At 44.7% G+C, this 16440-nt stretch carries 11 protein-coding genes; all 11 read left to right on the plus strand.

Features of this window, described 5'->3' with window-relative positions; genetic code table 11:
• Positions 1 to 34: 34 nt before the first annotated feature.
• The 11 genes from ACT3UM_RS06750 (at position 35) to ACT3UM_RS06800 (ending at position 16421) form a co-directional block, all read left to right on the plus strand.
• Positions 35 to 1255, plus strand: coding sequence for an O-fucosyltransferase family protein (locus ACT3UM_RS06750; RefSeq protein ID WP_498897269.1), 1221 nt, complete (start codon positions 35 to 37; stop codon positions 1253 to 1255).
• A gap of 86 nt (positions 1256 to 1341) precedes the next feature.
• A complete protein-coding gene (locus tag ACT3UM_RS06755; protein ID WP_498897271.1) occupies positions 1342 to 2562 on the plus strand; it encodes a hypothetical protein in 1221 nt (406 codons plus the stop codon).
• A gap of 17 nt (positions 2563 to 2579) precedes the next feature.
• On the plus strand, positions 2580 to 3695 hold the full coding sequence (gene gmd / locus ACT3UM_RS06760; RefSeq protein WP_498897273.1) for a GDP-mannose 4,6-dehydratase: 1116 nt from the start codon (positions 2580 to 2582) through the stop codon (positions 3693 to 3695).
• 12 nt (positions 3696 to 3707) lie between these two features.
• On the plus strand, positions 3708 to 4643 hold the full coding sequence (locus ACT3UM_RS06765; protein WP_498897275.1) for a GDP-L-fucose synthase family protein: 936 nt from the start codon (positions 3708 to 3710) through the stop codon (positions 4641 to 4643).
• Positions 4636 to 5814 carry a DegT/DnrJ/EryC1/StrS family aminotransferase gene (locus ACT3UM_RS06770; protein WP_498897277.1) on the plus strand — a complete coding sequence of 393 codons (1179 nt, stop codon included), beginning with the start codon at positions 4636 to 4638 and terminating at the stop codon, positions 5812 to 5814. The genes ACT3UM_RS06765 and ACT3UM_RS06770 overlap by 8 nt, the downstream gene beginning before the upstream one ends.
• A 55-nt stretch (positions 5815 to 5869) precedes the next feature.
• Positions 5870 to 6370, plus strand: coding sequence for a GDP-mannose mannosyl hydrolase (locus tag ACT3UM_RS06775; protein WP_498897279.1), 501 nt, complete (start codon positions 5870 to 5872; stop codon positions 6368 to 6370).
• The gene (locus tag ACT3UM_RS06780; RefSeq protein ID WP_498897281.1) at positions 6367 to 7770 is read left to right on the plus strand and encodes a mannose-1-phosphate guanylyltransferase/mannose-6-phosphate isomerase; all 1404 of its coding nucleotides are present in this window, start codon (positions 6367 to 6369) and stop codon (positions 7768 to 7770) included. Before ACT3UM_RS06775 ends, ACT3UM_RS06780 begins: the two co-directional genes overlap by 4 nt.
• Positions 7771 to 7898: 128 nt before the next feature.
• Positions 7899 to 9311 (plus strand): phosphomannomutase, encoded by a 1413-nt coding sequence (locus ACT3UM_RS06785; RefSeq protein ID WP_498897283.1) that lies wholly within the window; start codon positions 7899 to 7901, stop codon positions 9309 to 9311.
• Between the two features lie 409 nt (positions 9312 to 9720).
• Positions 9721 to 10887 carry a nucleotide sugar dehydrogenase gene (locus ACT3UM_RS06790; protein WP_498897285.1) on the plus strand — a complete coding sequence of 389 codons (1167 nt, stop codon included), beginning with the start codon at positions 9721 to 9723 and terminating at the stop codon, positions 10885 to 10887.
• 171 nt (positions 10888 to 11058) lie between these two features.
• A complete protein-coding gene (locus ACT3UM_RS06795; protein WP_498897287.1) occupies positions 11059 to 14091 on the plus strand; it encodes a glycosyltransferase in 3033 nt (1010 codons plus the stop codon).
• Between the two features lie 26 nt (positions 14092 to 14117).
• Complete coding sequence (locus ACT3UM_RS06800; protein ID WP_498897289.1) at positions 14118 to 16421, plus strand: glycosyltransferase family 92 protein; 2304 nt, start codon at positions 14118 to 14120, stop codon at positions 16419 to 16421.
• Positions 16422 to 16440 lie beyond the last annotated feature (19 nt).

Here is a 16440-nt window from a genome sequence, read left to right on the forward strand (position 1 = left end):
TTCATTTATTCGTTGCTTTAGTGGAAAGTTAGCCATGACTAAGAATACATGCTTTATATCAAAAAGACAGGACGGGCTTGGTGAGCGTTTAAGAGCTATGCTTAATGCCATTGCATTGAGTCAGGTTAATAACGCAGACTTTAAATTTAATTGGAAGGATAGCTCAAAAGATCATGGTTCTGGTAAACTAACTGATGTTTTTAGTGGTGAATTTATTAACAATCATCATATACCGGCTAAAGATTTAAATAAATTTCAATTAGTCGATAACTTTTATATAAATAAAATAGATGGCACATATTTTTGCGATCAAAATATATCAAAGAGGATTTTTAAAAATTATCCAGATGATTATTTCTATTACCGAAGTGAACTCGGTAAGGCTTTTCAAAAGATTGACTTTTCTGACTCTGTAAAAAAAGCAATTGAGTCAGCTTATCATGTCGAATTCAGCAATAATTGTGTTGCTCTCCACCTTCGTGCCGGTGATCTTGTTTATGGTAACTACCAACAAAGTGTTAGCTTTGTTAGTAAAGCTATCTCTTATCCCGTTGCTTTAAAAATTATTGAAGATGTTGCTAGAACAGGTGCGGATGTCTTGGTTTTTGGTCAAGACGTCGAATTAATTGAAATGTTGGCTAATCAGCCTAGAGTTATTTCGGCCCATTGTTTAATGCCTTCAAGCTTTGGCGAGGTCGAGGCGGCATTTTTTGACATGATATTGATGTCGCGGTGCAGGAAAATCTATGCTGGTAGTAGTGGGTTTGCAGTTTTGGCTAGTATTATTGGAAATATTGACCATATACGGCCAGAAAAATTATTTAGTGACACAGAAACTGTTAATATTATTACTGATGAGATTAAAAAAAATAAATTTTATAATGGGGTGTCTAATCAACAGAAAAGCTTCGCATGTAAATCAGCATTAGTCATTGGTAATGATATTTTAGATAATAAACTATACATGGAGATGACTGATTATGGAAAGAAAGCTGATCCTGATAATATGGCATTTGCTTTTTTCGATGCATGGAATAGCTACAAGATAGGTCATGAGAATGATGCGGAGAAAAAAATGAAATCAATTGTTTTTTGCGATGATGAAAAATTTCAAAAGTTTGTTTATTCTAATTTTAGTACACCTGTTAAAGCTTCTGTGTTTAGTAAGTTGTTTAAAGCTTCTGTTATCGAGAGCTATCGTAATAAACCTGCTACAGCCGAAATTTATAAGCTGCTCACCAGGAAAAGTGAATAGTTTTTATAGATATAATTTCCTGAACCGCTAATTTTGAATTTAGCTTGTATGAAATATTTTTTATTTTTAAACTATAGGAATCTATTATGAATAAAAAATTAGTTTTTGTATCTAAAAGAGAGGATGGGCTTGGTGAGCGTTTAAGAGCTATTTTAAATGCCTTTGCTCTAGCAGAAGTATATGACGCCCAGTTCAAATTTTGCTGGAATAACGAAAAGTATAACAGGTTGGGACATGGGGTTGACTTTGTTGATAAAGTATTTGGTAATGATTTTATCGAGAAGCATTATGTCGAGCCCTCTGCCATTAAAAACGGACAATTAGTTGAAAATTTTCTGATAACAAAAGATGATGGTATATACTTTTGTAATCAAAAAATACAGAAAAATGCTTTTAAAGATAAAAGTGAATTTTTTGTTTTTCAACAAGAGCTAAAAAAATCTTTTCATTCTATCGGTTTCTCTAAGTCTATTGAGTTGGCTATAAATAAAGCTTATGAACTAAAAATTGATAACGATTTTGTTGCACTTCACTTACGTGCAGGTGATGTTGTTTATGGCCCTCTAAGCCAAAATTGTAGCACCGTAAGTAAATCTATATCTTATCCAGTAGCATTAAAAATAATTGATGATGCGAATAAGACTGGTAATAAAATCCTCGTTTTTGGGCAAGATGTTGATTTATTAAGAGCTCTTTCTAAGATGCCAAATGTTACATTAGCCATGGATTTGGCTCCCCGCAACATGAGTAGAACTGAGCAAGCCTTTTTTGATATAACATTAATGTCTCAATGTAGCACTATCTATGCTGGTAGTAGTGGTTTTGCAATAGTAGCTTCATTGATTAGTAATGCAGTTCATGTCGTGCCAGGGAATAATTACAGCAAATGTCAAATTGCTGATATTTTTGATAAATATTTGATTAATCATGATCGCCTTGAAGGTGTTTCAAATGAACAGATTGGATTTGCATGCAAATCTGCTTTAATAGTTGGTATGGACATTTTCGAAGATGAAAAGCATTCTGCTTTGATTAATATTGCAAAAAAAAATGATCCGGATAATTTGTTGTTTCCATTTTTAAATGCTTGGCACAACTATAAGAAAGGGCTTGTCGATGAAGCTGAGTCTGAGATGGAAAAGGTAATATGTAAGAAATCTGCTTTTAATAATTTTGTAAAAAATAATTCTTCTACTAAACATAGTTCTTTCATTTTTCGTAAAATATTTGATGCTTCTACATTGAATGATTATTTAGATAAACCCGCAGCAGCAAAAATCTATCAATTACTTAATGACACTAAATAAGGGAAGAAGGAGTTGTTATGAAAAAGGCATTAATTACTGGTGTAACAGGTCAGGACGGTTCTTACTTAGCGGAGTTTCTGCTCGAAAAAGGGTATGAAGTTCACGGTATTAAACGCCGTAGTTCTTCGTTTAATACCCAGCGGGTCGATCATATTTATGAAGATCCGCATGTCGAGAACCAGCATTTTATTCTCCATTATGGCGATCTAACGGATTCAACCAATCTGATTCGGTTGGTGCAGGAAATCCAGCCTGATGAAGTGTATAACCTGGGTGCGCAATCGCATGTGGCGGTTTCATTTGAGTCGCCTGAGTACACTGCAGACGTTGATGCCATGGGCACGCTGCGGCTGCTAGAAGCTATCCGTATCTGTGGGTTAGAAAAGACCACTAAGTTTTATCAAGCTTCTACCTCTGAGCTATATGGTTTGGTACAAGAAATTCCTCAGAAGGAAACCACACCGTTTTATCCGCGCTCGCCGTATGCGGTTGCCAAGATGTATGCTTACTGGATCACGGTCAATTATCGTGAAGCTTACGGTATGTATGCTTGTAATGGTGTGCTGTTTAATCATGAAAGTCCGCGTCGTGGTGAAACCTTTGTCACGCGTAAAATTACCCGTGGTATGGCGAATATCTCCCAAGGGCTAGAGAAGTGCCTTTATATGGGCAATATGGATGCACTTCGTGATTGGGGCCACGCCAAAGATTACGTACGTATGCAATGGATGATGCTTCAGCAAGAGCAGCCGGAAGATTTTGTCATCGCGACGGGTAAGCAGTACTCCGTGCGTCAATTTATTCAGTGGTCAGCAGAAGAGTTGGGTATCACACTTCGCTTTGAGGGCGAAGGGGTTGACGAAACAGCTGTCGTAGTTGACGTCAAAGGTGATAATGCGCCTTCCGTTAATGTGGGTGATGTGCTGGTTCGGGTTGACCCGCGTTACTTCCGTCCAACGGAAGTGGAAACCTTGCTAGGTGATCCATCTTATGCCAAGCAAAAACTTGGCTGGGTGCCGGAAATTACGACGCAAGAAATGTGTGCAGAAATGGTCGCTTATGATCTCGACCAGGCGAAGCGCCATGCGCTGCTTAAAAGCCATGGTCACCACGTTTCCGTATCCACTGAATAAGGGTTGCTGGCAATGAAAATTCTGCTAACCGGCAGTTCAGGCATGGTGGGTAAGAATATTCTTGAACACCCGGCTGCTGAAAATCATGAGTTCATAACGCCCAGCAGTAAGGAGCTTAATTTACTCGACTTACAGGCTGTACGTGCATTTTATAAGCAGCATCAGCCTGATTGTGTGATTCATGCAGCAGGGCGTGTCGGTGGTATTCAAGCTAATATGGCGAATCCCGTTGGGTTTTTAGTTGACAATACCCTAATGGGCGTCAATGTGATTAATTCAGCTCATGAGGCTGGTATTAAGCATTTGCTCAATTTAGCCAGCTCGTGCATGTATCCCCGTGCTGCAGCCAACCCTTTGCAAGAGGATGATATCCTTAAGGGGGAGTTGGAGCCTACTAATGAGGGTTATGCGTTAGCGAAAATTACTGCTACAAGGCTTTGTGAGTATATATCGCGAACTGATAAAGATGCCCAGTTCTGTACTCTTATCCCTAGTAACTTGTACGGTCGTTACGACAAGTTTGATCCTGCTAACTCTCACATGATTCCTGCGGTCATCCGCAAGGTTCATGAGGCGAAAGTTGCTGGTAGTCAAGAGGTTGAAATATGGGGTGATGGTGAAGCACGTCGTGAGTTTATGTACGCTCAAGATTTAGCTGATTTCATCTTCCTTATTATTGAAAAAATGGCACAACAAACTGAAGTGCCTGAATTAATGAACGTAGGTTTGGGTAGGGACTACTCAATTAATCAGTATTATAAGGCTGTTGCTGATGTGATCGGTTATCAAGGTGAGTTTGTCCACGATTTGACCCGGCCAGTGGGCATGCGCCAAAAACTGATTGACAGTAGTGTCGCCAATAGCTTGGGTTGGAAAGCGGATAATACATTGGTAGACGGCATTGAAAAAACCTATCGTTACTTTATTGAGGATGTTCTAAATGATTAAGTATGCACTGGCTTCTAGCACGTGGGATGAGAAAGAGCGCAATGCTATACAAAGCGTTGTAGATTCAGACATGTATACAATGGGGAAACATGTTGCAGCCTATGAACAACAGTTTGCTGATTTTTTTGGCTCTAAATATGCACTGATGGTAAGTTCTGGCTCCACAGCCAATTTGTTAATGATTGCGGCACTTTTTTTTACCAAGCATCCAAAATTAAAGCGTGGCGATGAAGTTATTGTTCCCGCTGTGTCTTGGTCAACGACCTACTTTCCCCTTCAGCAATACGGTCTGAAAGTAAAATTTGTCGATATCGACCGTGATACATTGAATATCGATTTGGATAAGCTCGAAGCCGCGATTACTGAAGATACCAAAGCGATTTTGTTGGTTAACCTTCTAGGCAACCCAAATGACTTCGATGCTATACAGCGTATGGTCGATGGCAAGGACATCGTTATTCTTGAAGATAATTGCGAGTCGATGGGAGCGGAGTTTAACAATAAAAAAACAGGAAGTTTCGGCTTGATGGGAACGTTTAGCTCTTTTTTCTCCCACCACATTGCCACAATGGAAGGTGGTTGCATCGTTACCGATGACCAAGAGCTGTACCACATTTTACTGAGTATTCGCGCACACGGCTGGACACGTAATTTACCCAAAGAAAATCTGGTAACAGGTACCAAGAGCGATGATGCGTTTGAGGAAGCATTTAAATTTGTGTTGCCAGGCTATAATGTGCGTCCTCTTGAAATGAGTGGTGCTATTGGTATCGAACAGCTTAAAAAGTTACCTGACTTTATTAAGGTGAGGCGTGAAAATGCTGAAATTTTCTGCCAGCTTTTCAATGACCACCCATATATTCAAATTCAGCAAGAAGTGGGTAGTAGCAGTTGGTTTGGCTTCTCCTTGGTAATAAAGGAAAACGCTCCTTTTAGCCGTCATGATTTAGTCGCGGCTTTCCAAATAGCAGGAATTGAGTGTCGTCCGATTGTCACGGGTAACTTCCTTAAAAATAAAGAAGTACTCAAGTTTTTTGATTATGAGGTGAGTGGAAGCCTAGAAGCCGCAGAGTATATTGACCAGTACGGTCTTTTTGTTGGTAATCATCAATTGCCTTTAGGTGCTGAGATAGAGCTACTTAAAAGTGTCATTGATAAACTCTCTGCCTAATTTCGCTAACGGCTTAATGCTTGAATATATAGTGCTTTAAGGCTCATTTTTTATTATGAAACCCTGTGATGAAGGTAGTGTAGGCTTATTACCTGCAAAAGATTTTTTTCAGGTGATTGAGCATGCTCCACTTGTCTCAATTGACCTCATTGTTGTGTATAAAGGTAAAGTGCTTTTAGGGAAAAGAACAAATCGTCCTGCCCAAGGCTATTGGTTTGTACCGGGTGGCCGCGTTCGTAAAAATGAAACATTGGATGGAGCCTTCGTGCGCCTTGCAATGGAAGAACTTGGCATACAATACAGTCGGCATCAAGCCAGTTCATTGGGCGTTTATGAGCATTTTTATTCAGATAGTGTGTTTGGTGTAGCCCCATCAACTCATTATGTTGCATTGGCTTTCACTCTTGAGAGACCCCCTCGTTCAGTTTCTCTGACGCCCGACCAACATAGTAACGTTTTGTGGTGGGACATTAATGAGGCGCTGTCTTCATCATCGGTTCATCCATATACGCAAGATTATCTTCGACAGTTACTGACTTTGAAAGGTGAATTATGATCTATCCTGTAGTGATGGCCGGTGGTAGTGGTACACGCTTATGGCCAATGTCTCGTGAGCTTTATCCGAAACAGTTTTTGCCATTGGTTGGTGAAGAAACACTGTTACAAGATACGTTAACGCGCTTAAGTGGATTGGAAACCGCAGCCCCCATCTTGATATGCAATGAGGAGCATCGCTTTCTTGCTGCCGAACAGTTACGCCAAATTAACCTTTTAGATCACAACATCATTTTAGAGCCGGTAGGGCGTAATACTGCTCCCGCTATCGCTTTAGCGGCGCAAACAGCCCTGCTTAGCGATAGTGATGCACTGCTATTAGTACTTGCCGCGGACCATTCAATCACTGATGCCGCTGTTTTTCAGCAGGCGGTAGAAGCTGCCACACCTTTTGCAGAACAGGGTGAGCTGCTTACTTTTGGTATCGTGCCAAATCACCCTGAAACCGGCTATGGGTATATCCGCCGGGGCGAGCAGCAGGGTGATGCCTTTGCCGTTGCTCAATTTGTTGAAAAGCCGGATGCTTCCACGGCAGAGTCCTATGTTGCCAGCGGTGAGTATTACTGGAATAGCGGTATGTTTCTGTTTCGGGCAGACCGCTACCTACAGGAACTAGAGGCACACCGTCCGGATATTATGCACGCTTGCCAGGCGGCAATGCAGAACACTCAACCGGATCTCGATTTTATTCGTGTTGATGAAGCCGCTTTTAAGGCTTGCCCTGCGGAGTCAGTTGATTATGCCGTTATGGAGCATACTGATCGCGCTATGGTTATTCCTCTAGATGCCGGCTGGAGTGATGTGGGGTCATGGTCGGCTCTATGGGAGTTAGCCGATAAAGATGTAAACGGCAATATTAGCCAGGGTGATGTCATTCAGCATCAGAGTAGCAATACTTATGTAAGGGCAGAAAATTCCTTAGTTACAACCGTGGGCGTGCAAGACTTAGTAATTGTACAAACTAAAGATGCTATTTTAGTTGCTGCTAAAGACCAAGTGCAAAATGTTAAAGCCATTGTTAACGAATTAAAAGCTGCTGGCCGCAGTGAGTATCGTTTGCACCGTGAAGCCTACCGCCCTTGGGGTAAATATGACGCTATTGATAATGGCAGTCGTTATCAGGTTAAGCGCATCACAGTAAAACCCGGCGCTAAACTGTCAGTGCAAATGCACCATCACCGCTCGGAACACTGGGTCGTTGTCTCGGGAACCGCTAATGTCACCATTGATGAAAAAACTCAAATGCTGACGGAGAACCAATCTATCTATATTCCTGTTGGTAGCGTTCATGCGTTGGAAAATCCCGGTAAAATTCCACTAGAACTTATCGAAGTGCAAAGCGGCCCCTACCTTGGGGAAGACGATATCGTGCGATTTGAAGATCGATATGGCCGTGCTTAAAAACGCATATTGATACTGGTTGTGTTACGTCTATCTATATAGGCAAGGTAATATAAACAAGATAATCGGTATCTATAGATACGCTTTTAATGATTCCGGTTATAAAATTATTCGTGGTGGAGTTGCTGATGTCTAGACCTAAAACAGTCGCTGAAATAATTAATGACAGTGGTATTTCGTTTGGTACTAGTGGCGCTCGCGGTCTTGTTGAGCAGTTGACCGATGAGGCGTGTGCCGCATTCACAGTGGGGTTTCTAGACAGTCTGAAAGGCAAGTTTACGACCAAGCAAGTCGCACTGGCTATTGACCGGCGCCCTAGTAGCCCAAAAATGGCCGCTGCTTGTGCAGGGGCGGCTGAAGCGCTGGGTTTTCAAGTAGAGTATTTTGGTGTATTGCCTACTCCTGCATTGGCGCTAAGTGCTATGGGTGCAGGTATGCCCGCGATTATGATTACGGGCAGTCATATCCCTTTTGATCGCAATGGCATCAAGTTTTATCGCCCTGATGGTGAAATAACAAAGTCAGATGAGTTGGCAATTGTCCAAGCGAAGGTCGCTTTGCCATCTTTTACGCCAAGCTTGCCTAACGCTTCCAATGCAGCCGCGCTCCAATATATAGCACGCTGCCTGGACTATTTTCCTGCTAGTTTCTTGCAAGGCTGGCGAATTGGTTTATATGAGCACTCAGCGGCAGGTCGCGAGCTGAATACCCAAATACTCCAACAGTTAGGCGCAGAGGTTATTTCACTGGGCCGTACGGAGTCGTTTGTACCTATCGACACGGAAGCGGTTTCTGTAGAAGACCAACAGCGTGGAAGAGAATGGTCTAAAAAGTACCAATTGGATGCTATTTTTTCAACGGATGGCGATGGCGATAGGCCCTTGGTGGCTGATGAAAAAGGCGAGTGGATGCGTGGCGACCTGCTGGGTTTGATCTGTGCTAAAGAGCTTGGAATAGAGGCCTTAGCTATTCCGGTAAGCTGCAATACGGCTATCGAGCTAAGCGGTTGCTTTAAAGAGGTACTGCGTACTCGGATAGGTTCACCCTATGTTATTGAGGGAATGCAGGCACTAGCCAGTCGCTATGCAAGTATCGCGGGTTTTGAAGCTAATGGTGGTTTCTTAATTGATGAATTACCAACTCGCGATGCACTATTGCCAGTACTTGCCGTACTTGCAGCCGCTGTTCGCCAAAGTGTGCCCTTATCAAGCTTATTTGCCTCTCTACCTGATCGCTATACCTTTAGTGATCGTATCCAGGGTGTGGATATGAACAAGGTGATAGCCACAATGGAAGATTGGAAAGCACAACCACATAAGTTAATAGAAGACCTTCATTTGGCCAAGCTGGGCAGCATTGAACAAGTAGATTTGAAAGATGGCTTGAGAGTAAGCTTTGAGTCAAAAGATGTTGTTCATATACGTCCATCAGGTAATGCACCTGAGTTACGGTGTTATACAGAGTCTTCATCTATCATTGATGCGAGTAATTTAAATCAAGTGTGTCTTGACAGAATACGTGACCTTGTCAAGAGTGATTAACTGTACAAAAGTACTGACTTTTTAACAGGTTGCCTAATTTTTTTCGTTAAAATATTAATTTTTATTTGGCCTTGGCTTGACTAAGATCCTTAATAGTCGTTATATTATGTGCTTTTACTGGTGCGCTAATAGTATTAGATGTAATAGTTAGGGTCTTTTGATACTTAATCATTAATACGTCGGATTTTGCTGAGAAATATGTATTAATCTACTTGACTATATGGTCAGAGAATAGCTTTTTCTTGGCGCTAAAGGGGCGTTAAAAACTTTGGTTGTGGTAGCTATCGGCTTGTTATCCATCCATTTCCTCTTTTAGTAGTTGTCATAAATTATATCGTTGGGTGCGTTTTTCGATTAGTTTACGTTAACCAAAGATTTTACCCGTTGATATGTATGGAGACATAGCAGAATGAAAATAGCAGTTGCCGGTACGGGCTATGTGGGCCTTTCAAATGCGATGCTGTTGGCACAGCATCATGAGGTTGTTGCAGTTGATATCGTGGCAGAAAAGGTGGAGATGCTGAAGAACCGTCAGTCCCCCATTGAAGATGCTGAAATATCTGCGTTTCTAGCTCGGGAAGATCTGCATTTTACGGCCACCTTAGATGCCGAGGAGGCGTATAAAGACGCTGAATTTGTCATCATTGCAACACCTACTGATTATGACCCGGAAACCAACTACTTCAACACCAAAAGCGTTGAAGCGGTTATTGGTCAGGTTATGCAGATTAATCCCAATGCGGTTATGGTAATTAAGTCCACCGTGCCGGTGGGTTACACCAAGGAGACCGCAGCTCGCTTCAATACTCAGAATCTGCTTTTTTCGCCTGAGTTTCTGCGCGAAGGAAAAGCGTTGTATGACAACCTCTACCCTTCGCGAATTATTGTTGGCGAGCACTCTTTGCGCGGCGAAACCTTTGCTGAGTTGCTTAAGCAGGGCTCTCTCAAGCAAGATGTTGAAGTATTGCTGACCCACAGTACTGAAGCCGAAGCCATCAAGCTATTTGCCAACACCTATTTGGCTATGCGGGTCGCTTACTTTAACGAGTTAGACTCCTACGCCGAAACCCATGACCTTGATGCCAAACAGATTATCCAGGGCGTAGGGCTAGATCCACGCATTGGCAAGCACTACAATAATCCTAGTTTTGGCTACGGTGGCTACTGCTTGCCGAAAGATACCAAACAGTTGCTTGCTAACTACGAAGATGTGCCGAGCAATATGATCCAGGCTATTGTAGAGGCCAATCGCACCCGCAAAGACTTTATTGCCCAATCTGTGCTGCGCCGTAAACCCGAAGTGGTTGGCGTGTATCGGCTGATTATGAAAACTGGCTCGGATAATTTTCGTGCCAGCGCTATGCAGGGGGTAATGAAACGCATCAAGGCAAAGGGGATAGAGGTTGTGGTTTACGAGCCTGCGCTGGATGAAGAGAAGTTTTTCGGCTCTACCGTTATGCGTGACTTTGAGGTTTTCAAAGATAAATGTGACGTTATTTTGGCCAACCGCATGGTGCCGGAGCTTGTTGATGTTGAAGCCAAGGTGTATACCCGTGACCTATTTGGTAGCGATTAATTATTCCGGCAATTAGCCAGCTATTGTTATCGCTGGGCTTTTGAATAAGTGGGGTTCTGCGTTATGCAGGCCCCATTTTTGCGTTATCATGGCCTGGTTTTGCTATCGCCTTGATTTTTATTAGCTTAAGGTCATGCTAATTTTAATTATATTTTATGTATTTGGAGTGCCATGCTCTCTTTTTTGGCTAAATGTTGGCGCCAGTTGAATGCACCTCGCTTAACGGAAGCGCCGCCACTGGCAGCAAAAGACGATCAAGCGGAATTTGATGCTGATTGGTATCTAACCGCCTACCCTGATGTAGCACACGCTGGTGTAGACCCATGGCAGCATTATCAGCTGCATGGCAAAGCAGAAGGGCGCTTACCTTGTCAGAACCGTGTATTGGCTTGGGATCACGCTTTATGGCGCGGAGCTAGTGCGGTTATATTGCCAAGGCTAACCGGGTTGTTAGAGGCTAGTGATACTAATAGCGCTGAGCGTCTCGCGGCGCGTTGGGCATTGGCCCGTTGGTATGCATGGCAAATGCAATGGGAAAGGGTCGTCACTTATTTACTGCCCCAAAACGACCCAGATAGCGTATTCATTAACGTAGATCACCCGCGTATGGCGCTATTAGCAATCGATGCGCTATGTCGGCTTAAACTTGCAGGCAAGTCTTGCCCAGTTGTTTTGCCACAACTCGTTCAAGCACTTAAACAACGTTTTCCTGACCATGCGGATACCTACCTTGCTGAGGCTAATGGTCTGCTGGCTCAAAAGGGCAGTGATGATACACGGCTTAAAGTAATTAATCAGCTATTTGCTGCCCATGGGCTGAGCACCGTGAAGCAGCATGATTCTTCAATGCCATTAGCATTGGATAACCTCGCCCTAGCTGAAGATGATTCACCCCTCGCTACTCGCGATACTTCCTTAAAAACTCCCTCTTTACCCCATATTTCCGTTATTGTGCCGCTTTATAATGCGCAGTCTACAATTGACGTGGCACTGAATAGTCTGTTTCAGCAGCGCGATGTTCGGCTGGAAGTTATTGTGGTGGATGATGCAAGCGAAGATGCTAGTGTTGAGCAGGTGAAGAAACTGCAGGATGAGGCACCTTCTCATGTGCAGTTAGTGTTGATATGTCATGATCGTAATCAAGGGGCTTACGCCGCGCGTAATAGCGGTCTTGATGTTGCTAGCGCTGATTTTATTACTACTCACGATAGCGATGACTGGTCGCATCCGCAAAAGCTTGCCTTGCAGTGCCAGGCCTTACTGGATTCACCTGAGCTAAAAGCCTGTCTATCACACTGGGTGCGCGTTACCCCTGAACTGGTATTTCATCGCTGGCGGCTGGATGATTACGGGTGGATTTACCCGAATATGTCATCGCTTATGTTTCGTCGCGAGACATTTCAGGCGCTTGGCTACTGGGATGAAGTTAATGTTAACGCTGACACCGAGTTGAGGCTGCGCGTAGAAGCTATCTATGGCAAAGATAGCGTGGGCGAGGTGGTAGCCGGTGTTCCGCTTTCCTTCGGTTTGGCAGACGAGAGATCACTGAGCCAGCATACCAATTCCCACTTGGTTAGCCAGTTTGCGGGCACCCGGTTTCGCTATATTGAGTTAGCTAAACGCTGGCACCAAGCTGCAGAAAATACGGCACAGCTTTACATGCCGCGAGCGCCGAAGCAGCGCCCATTTGCTGCACCTCAAGCGCTGCTACGTAATAACACAGTGGCTAATGGCATGTTAGGCGAGGTTGAGCGGTTAGGTGGTTTTGAGCAGGTAAGCGAGTCTGGCATGTTAGATGCTGGGTGGTATTTGACGCGCTACATTGATTTGCAACAAATCCCAACTGAACCGTTAATTCATTATTGGGAAAGCGGCGCGCACGAAGGGCGAGATCCTGGCCCCGATTTTTCTACCTCTGGCTATTTACGCCGTTACCCTGATGTTGTTGCGTCAGGCGTTAACCCATTAGCTCACTTTTTGATTGAAGGTGAGTTAAGTGGGTATCATGCATTACCTGTGTGGGAAGGTGATCGAGCCTTTGAGGGGCAGCCAACGGTTATGCTGTGCGCGCATCAGGCTGGAACCACCTTGTTTGGCGCTGAGCGTAGCTTTATCGATGTGCTCGATGCGATGGTGGCGTTACATTGGAATGTGGTAGTGACGTTACCTGAAGCAAATAATTTGACTTATGAACAGGCGCTTTTAGAACGTTGCAGGGCATTGGCGGTGCTGCCATACGGTTGGTGGCAGCGGGGTAAAGAGCCAGTAGAAGCAACGGTTGTGCATTTTTCGGCGTTAATTGAACGTTTTCACGTTAAGGCGCTGCATGGAAATACCGTCGTTCTCCACGAGCCCTTTGTTGCGGCAGCGCGTGCAGGAGTTCCATCGCTTATGCATGTGCGTGAATTGCCCGAGCACGATGAGGGTTTATGCGCGCTTTTAGGGGCTATGCCTGAAGAGGTAGTCGCGCATGTTCATAATCAAGCTGATATCCTGGTTGTGAACTCCCGCTGTGTTGCCAGCGCATTTGCGTACCCTAGCAATAAACCGCTACAGATAGTGCCCAATACGATTGATATGCCGTCACTGATGGCCTTGCCAGCCGTGCAGTTTTCACCTGGCGAGCGCGTGGCGGGAACCCGCGAAGGTGGCGCGCGTGTGGGTATGCTTAGCAGCAACGTGGCTAAAAAAGGCATAGACGACCTAGTGCAAATGGCTAGCCATTTGCAGTCGTTGGCGCCCTTTGCTGAGGTAGTGCTGTTTGGTGCTCGCACGCCAGCCATTGAGGCTTTGCTTAACCGCCAAGCCTGCGGTAAAGCGCCTGCCAATATTACCTTTGCAGGTTACGTTGAGCGGCCTGAAGAGGCTCTTGCACAGTTGGACATTGTGGTGAACCTATCACGCTTTCAGGAGTCTTTTGGGCGTACCGTATTAGAGGCAATGGCCGCAGGTCGCCCGGTTGTCGCGTATAACTGGGGGGCATTGAACGAGCTTGTGCTAGAGGGTGAAACCGGTTTTCTAGTGCCGTTCGGACAGCCATTGGCCGCCGCTCAGCAGGTGGCTAAACTTGCCGTCTCGCCAGCTTATTGCCGACGCTTGGGACAAGCGGCGCAGCGTCGTGCAGAAACGCATTTTAGTGCCACTGAGCTACGCGCTGCTTTGGCAAAGGCTTATCAGCTAACACGGCTTCCTGAGTTTAGTTAGGTGGCGCCAAACAATGAGGGGGTTTTTTGAAGCTTGCGATTGCTGCCATTGTTAAAAACGAAGTCGATAGTTTGATTGAGTGGTTGGCCTTCCACCTGGCAGTGGGAGCTAGCCATTTTTTAATTGCCGATAATGAAAGCGATGACGGTACACGTGAGCTATTAATATCGTTGTCTCATGCCGGTTTGGTGACATTCGTTTCTGTGTCTAGTGCAAATGGCCCGCCTCAATTAGGAGCCTATCAAAAGCTACTTGATAAGTGCCCTAATGATGTTGATTTAGTTGCTTTTATTGATGCTGACGAGTATTTTTTACCTATGCTGGATGAGGTACAGTCAGAGGTGCTGGCATCACGGCCATATCCGTTAATAGACTGGCTGGAAGAGTGTTTTGCATCACATAATGTGAGCGCATTGGCGCTTAATTGGGCTTGCTTCGGCTCTAATGGGGCTAAGTTTCGTGATGATGGACTAGTGATAGAACGCTTCACTCAGCGGGCTAAGCAGGCCTTTGGGCCGAATCATCATTTTAAGAGTGTCGTTAGGCCTGCTGATGTCGAAAGATTTGATAACCCCCACTTTGCAAGGTTAAAGCGTGGTCATTACGTCACTGCTTTGGGGCAGCCGCTTCAAACGATGCGAGACAAGCACGGCAAGCAGCGCTTTGGCTTAAGTCAAAAGGTGGTGTGGGAAGGTGCCCGAATTAATCATTACCTTGTGAAGTCGGTAGAAGAGTTTTTATTAGGCAAGGCCAAGCGCGGTAGTGCGGCGACGCCTAATTATAAAAAACAGCGTGAGTATTTTATGCGCCATGACCGCAATGATATAGCGTGTCATGTAGCCACTGAACTCGCGCCTAAGGTCAAGCAAAAGATGAAATGGTTGCAGCAGCAGTTGGAAATAAAACGAGAGGTTGGCGCTGACCGATCTGCATCTCATGAGATAGCGCGATGGCTGAAGCGTCGTCTGAAGGATTTGTCTTCCACCACGTATAGTAGCGGCGCCATACCCGTTGAGCGCTGGTCGCTGGATTACCCCTCTGAGCAACGTGGTTCACGTTTCTTACCTTCTGGGCGGGTAGTGCAAGGGTGGTTATTACTCCCGGATTCCCTGGTGGAAATGCATGCTCAAGTGCGCATCGTGGCTGAATGGCAGCCAGTCTATGAGCTTTGCTATCCGCTTGAAATTGATCGCCCTGATGTGATTGAAAATGTGCTGGGGCTCCCTGCTGAGCAGCATTCCCAGCGAGGTTGTGGTTTTCGCTTTACTGTACCCCCGATGCTGGGGAATTTTCGCCTTTGGCTTGCGCTTGAAGACCAGCGTTGGCTCCTTCAAGAAGTGAATGTTGATACCCGAGATGTTGAAACCGCTCAGCCGTTGAAAGTGATAGAAGGCAAGCAAGGGTGGCTGTTTCTCGATAACGATACCAACGGTAGTGTAGATCAATTTACGGGCAGGATGCGCCTTACCCATGGTGGGCTGGATGAGTGGAACGATTATCTTATACAACTTGCTGAAACGGCGGGTAAGATTCCCTGGGCATTGTTAGTAGCACCTTCGAAAGAGAATGTGATGGGGGCGAATTACCATGTCTATAAAGAAGGTGCTTCTGGTCCTATGAACCAAGTGCTTGGGCTAAGCGCTGCGCAACATGTGGTGCACCCTACTAGTGCACTTAAATCACTAGGCGATAAGGCTTTTATTCCCACCGATACTCACTGGACTCACAAAGGCGCGTTGGCAGCGACGCTGGCGTTGGCAGAGAAGTTAGGAGTGGATCAGGCCGCTTGTGAAGCGCTATTTAAAAAAGACCGCTATAAAAGTAAGACAATGGGAGGAGACTTAGGCAACAAGCTGACTCCGAAGCAAACGTCGGTTGTGGAAGTGTTGACTTCTTTCGGCCATGGGCGCTACAAAACTTATGATAATGGCTTGCCTAATTTTGGACGACTTTTGGTAATTGACTATCCCGAGGCATTGGTCAGTGGCACGTGCTTGGTGTTTGGGTCTTCATCCAGCTATTCAATGTTTAACTACCTCTGCCGTATTTTTCAGCGCATTGTGTTTGTACACAGCGCCGGTAACGTTGATCCTGAATTGATTGCTGCCGTGGCGCCTAATTATTTAGTGGCACAGACTAATGCGCGTTTTGTGGTGCAGGTGCCAACAGTATCTTATTGCTTGGGAGAGATTATTCCTCAGAAGTGCGATTTGTTAGATGAAAAAGGATTTGAGGGAGTAAGTGATAAGCGTATAACTGCCTCAGATGAATATCTTAAAACCATTGGGCTGCTGCCTTGGGAAGAGACTCTCCGTGCAGTCATCAAGTAATTATTTTCTTGGTAACGGA

Source organism: Halomonas sp. AOP13-D3-9 (genome assembly GCF_052379125.1).
GTDB lineage: Bacteria > Pseudomonadota > Gammaproteobacteria > Pseudomonadales > Halomonadaceae > Vreelandella.

Coding starts and splice junctions, on each gene's coding strand:
- ACT3UM_RS06750 (WP_498897269.1), top strand. CDS start 35: ATGACTAAGAATACATGCTTTATATCAAAAAGACAGGACGGGCTTGGT.
- ACT3UM_RS06755 (WP_498897271.1), top strand. CDS start 1,342: ATGAATAAAAAATTAGTTTTTGTATCTAAAAGAGAGGATGGGCTTGGT.
- gmd (WP_498897273.1), top strand. CDS start 2,580: ATGAAAAAGGCATTAATTACTGGTGTAACAGGTCAGGACGGTTCTTAC.
- ACT3UM_RS06765 (WP_498897275.1), top strand. CDS start 3,708: ATGAAAATTCTGCTAACCGGCAGTTCAGGCATGGTGGGTAAGAATATT.
- ACT3UM_RS06770 (WP_498897277.1), top strand. CDS start 4,636: ATGATTAAGTATGCACTGGCTTCTAGCACGTGGGATGAGAAAGAGCGC.
- ACT3UM_RS06775 (WP_498897279.1), top strand. CDS start 5,870: ATGAAACCCTGTGATGAAGGTAGTGTAGGCTTATTACCTGCAAAAGAT.
- ACT3UM_RS06780 (WP_498897281.1), top strand. CDS start 6,367: ATGATCTATCCTGTAGTGATGGCCGGTGGTAGTGGTACACGCTTATGG.
- ACT3UM_RS06785 (WP_498897283.1), top strand. CDS start 7,899: ATGTCTAGACCTAAAACAGTCGCTGAAATAATTAATGACAGTGGTATT.
- ACT3UM_RS06790 (WP_498897285.1), top strand. CDS start 9,721: ATGAAAATAGCAGTTGCCGGTACGGGCTATGTGGGCCTTTCAAATGCG.
- ACT3UM_RS06795 (WP_498897287.1), top strand. CDS start 11,059: ATGCTCTCTTTTTTGGCTAAATGTTGGCGCCAGTTGAATGCACCTCGC.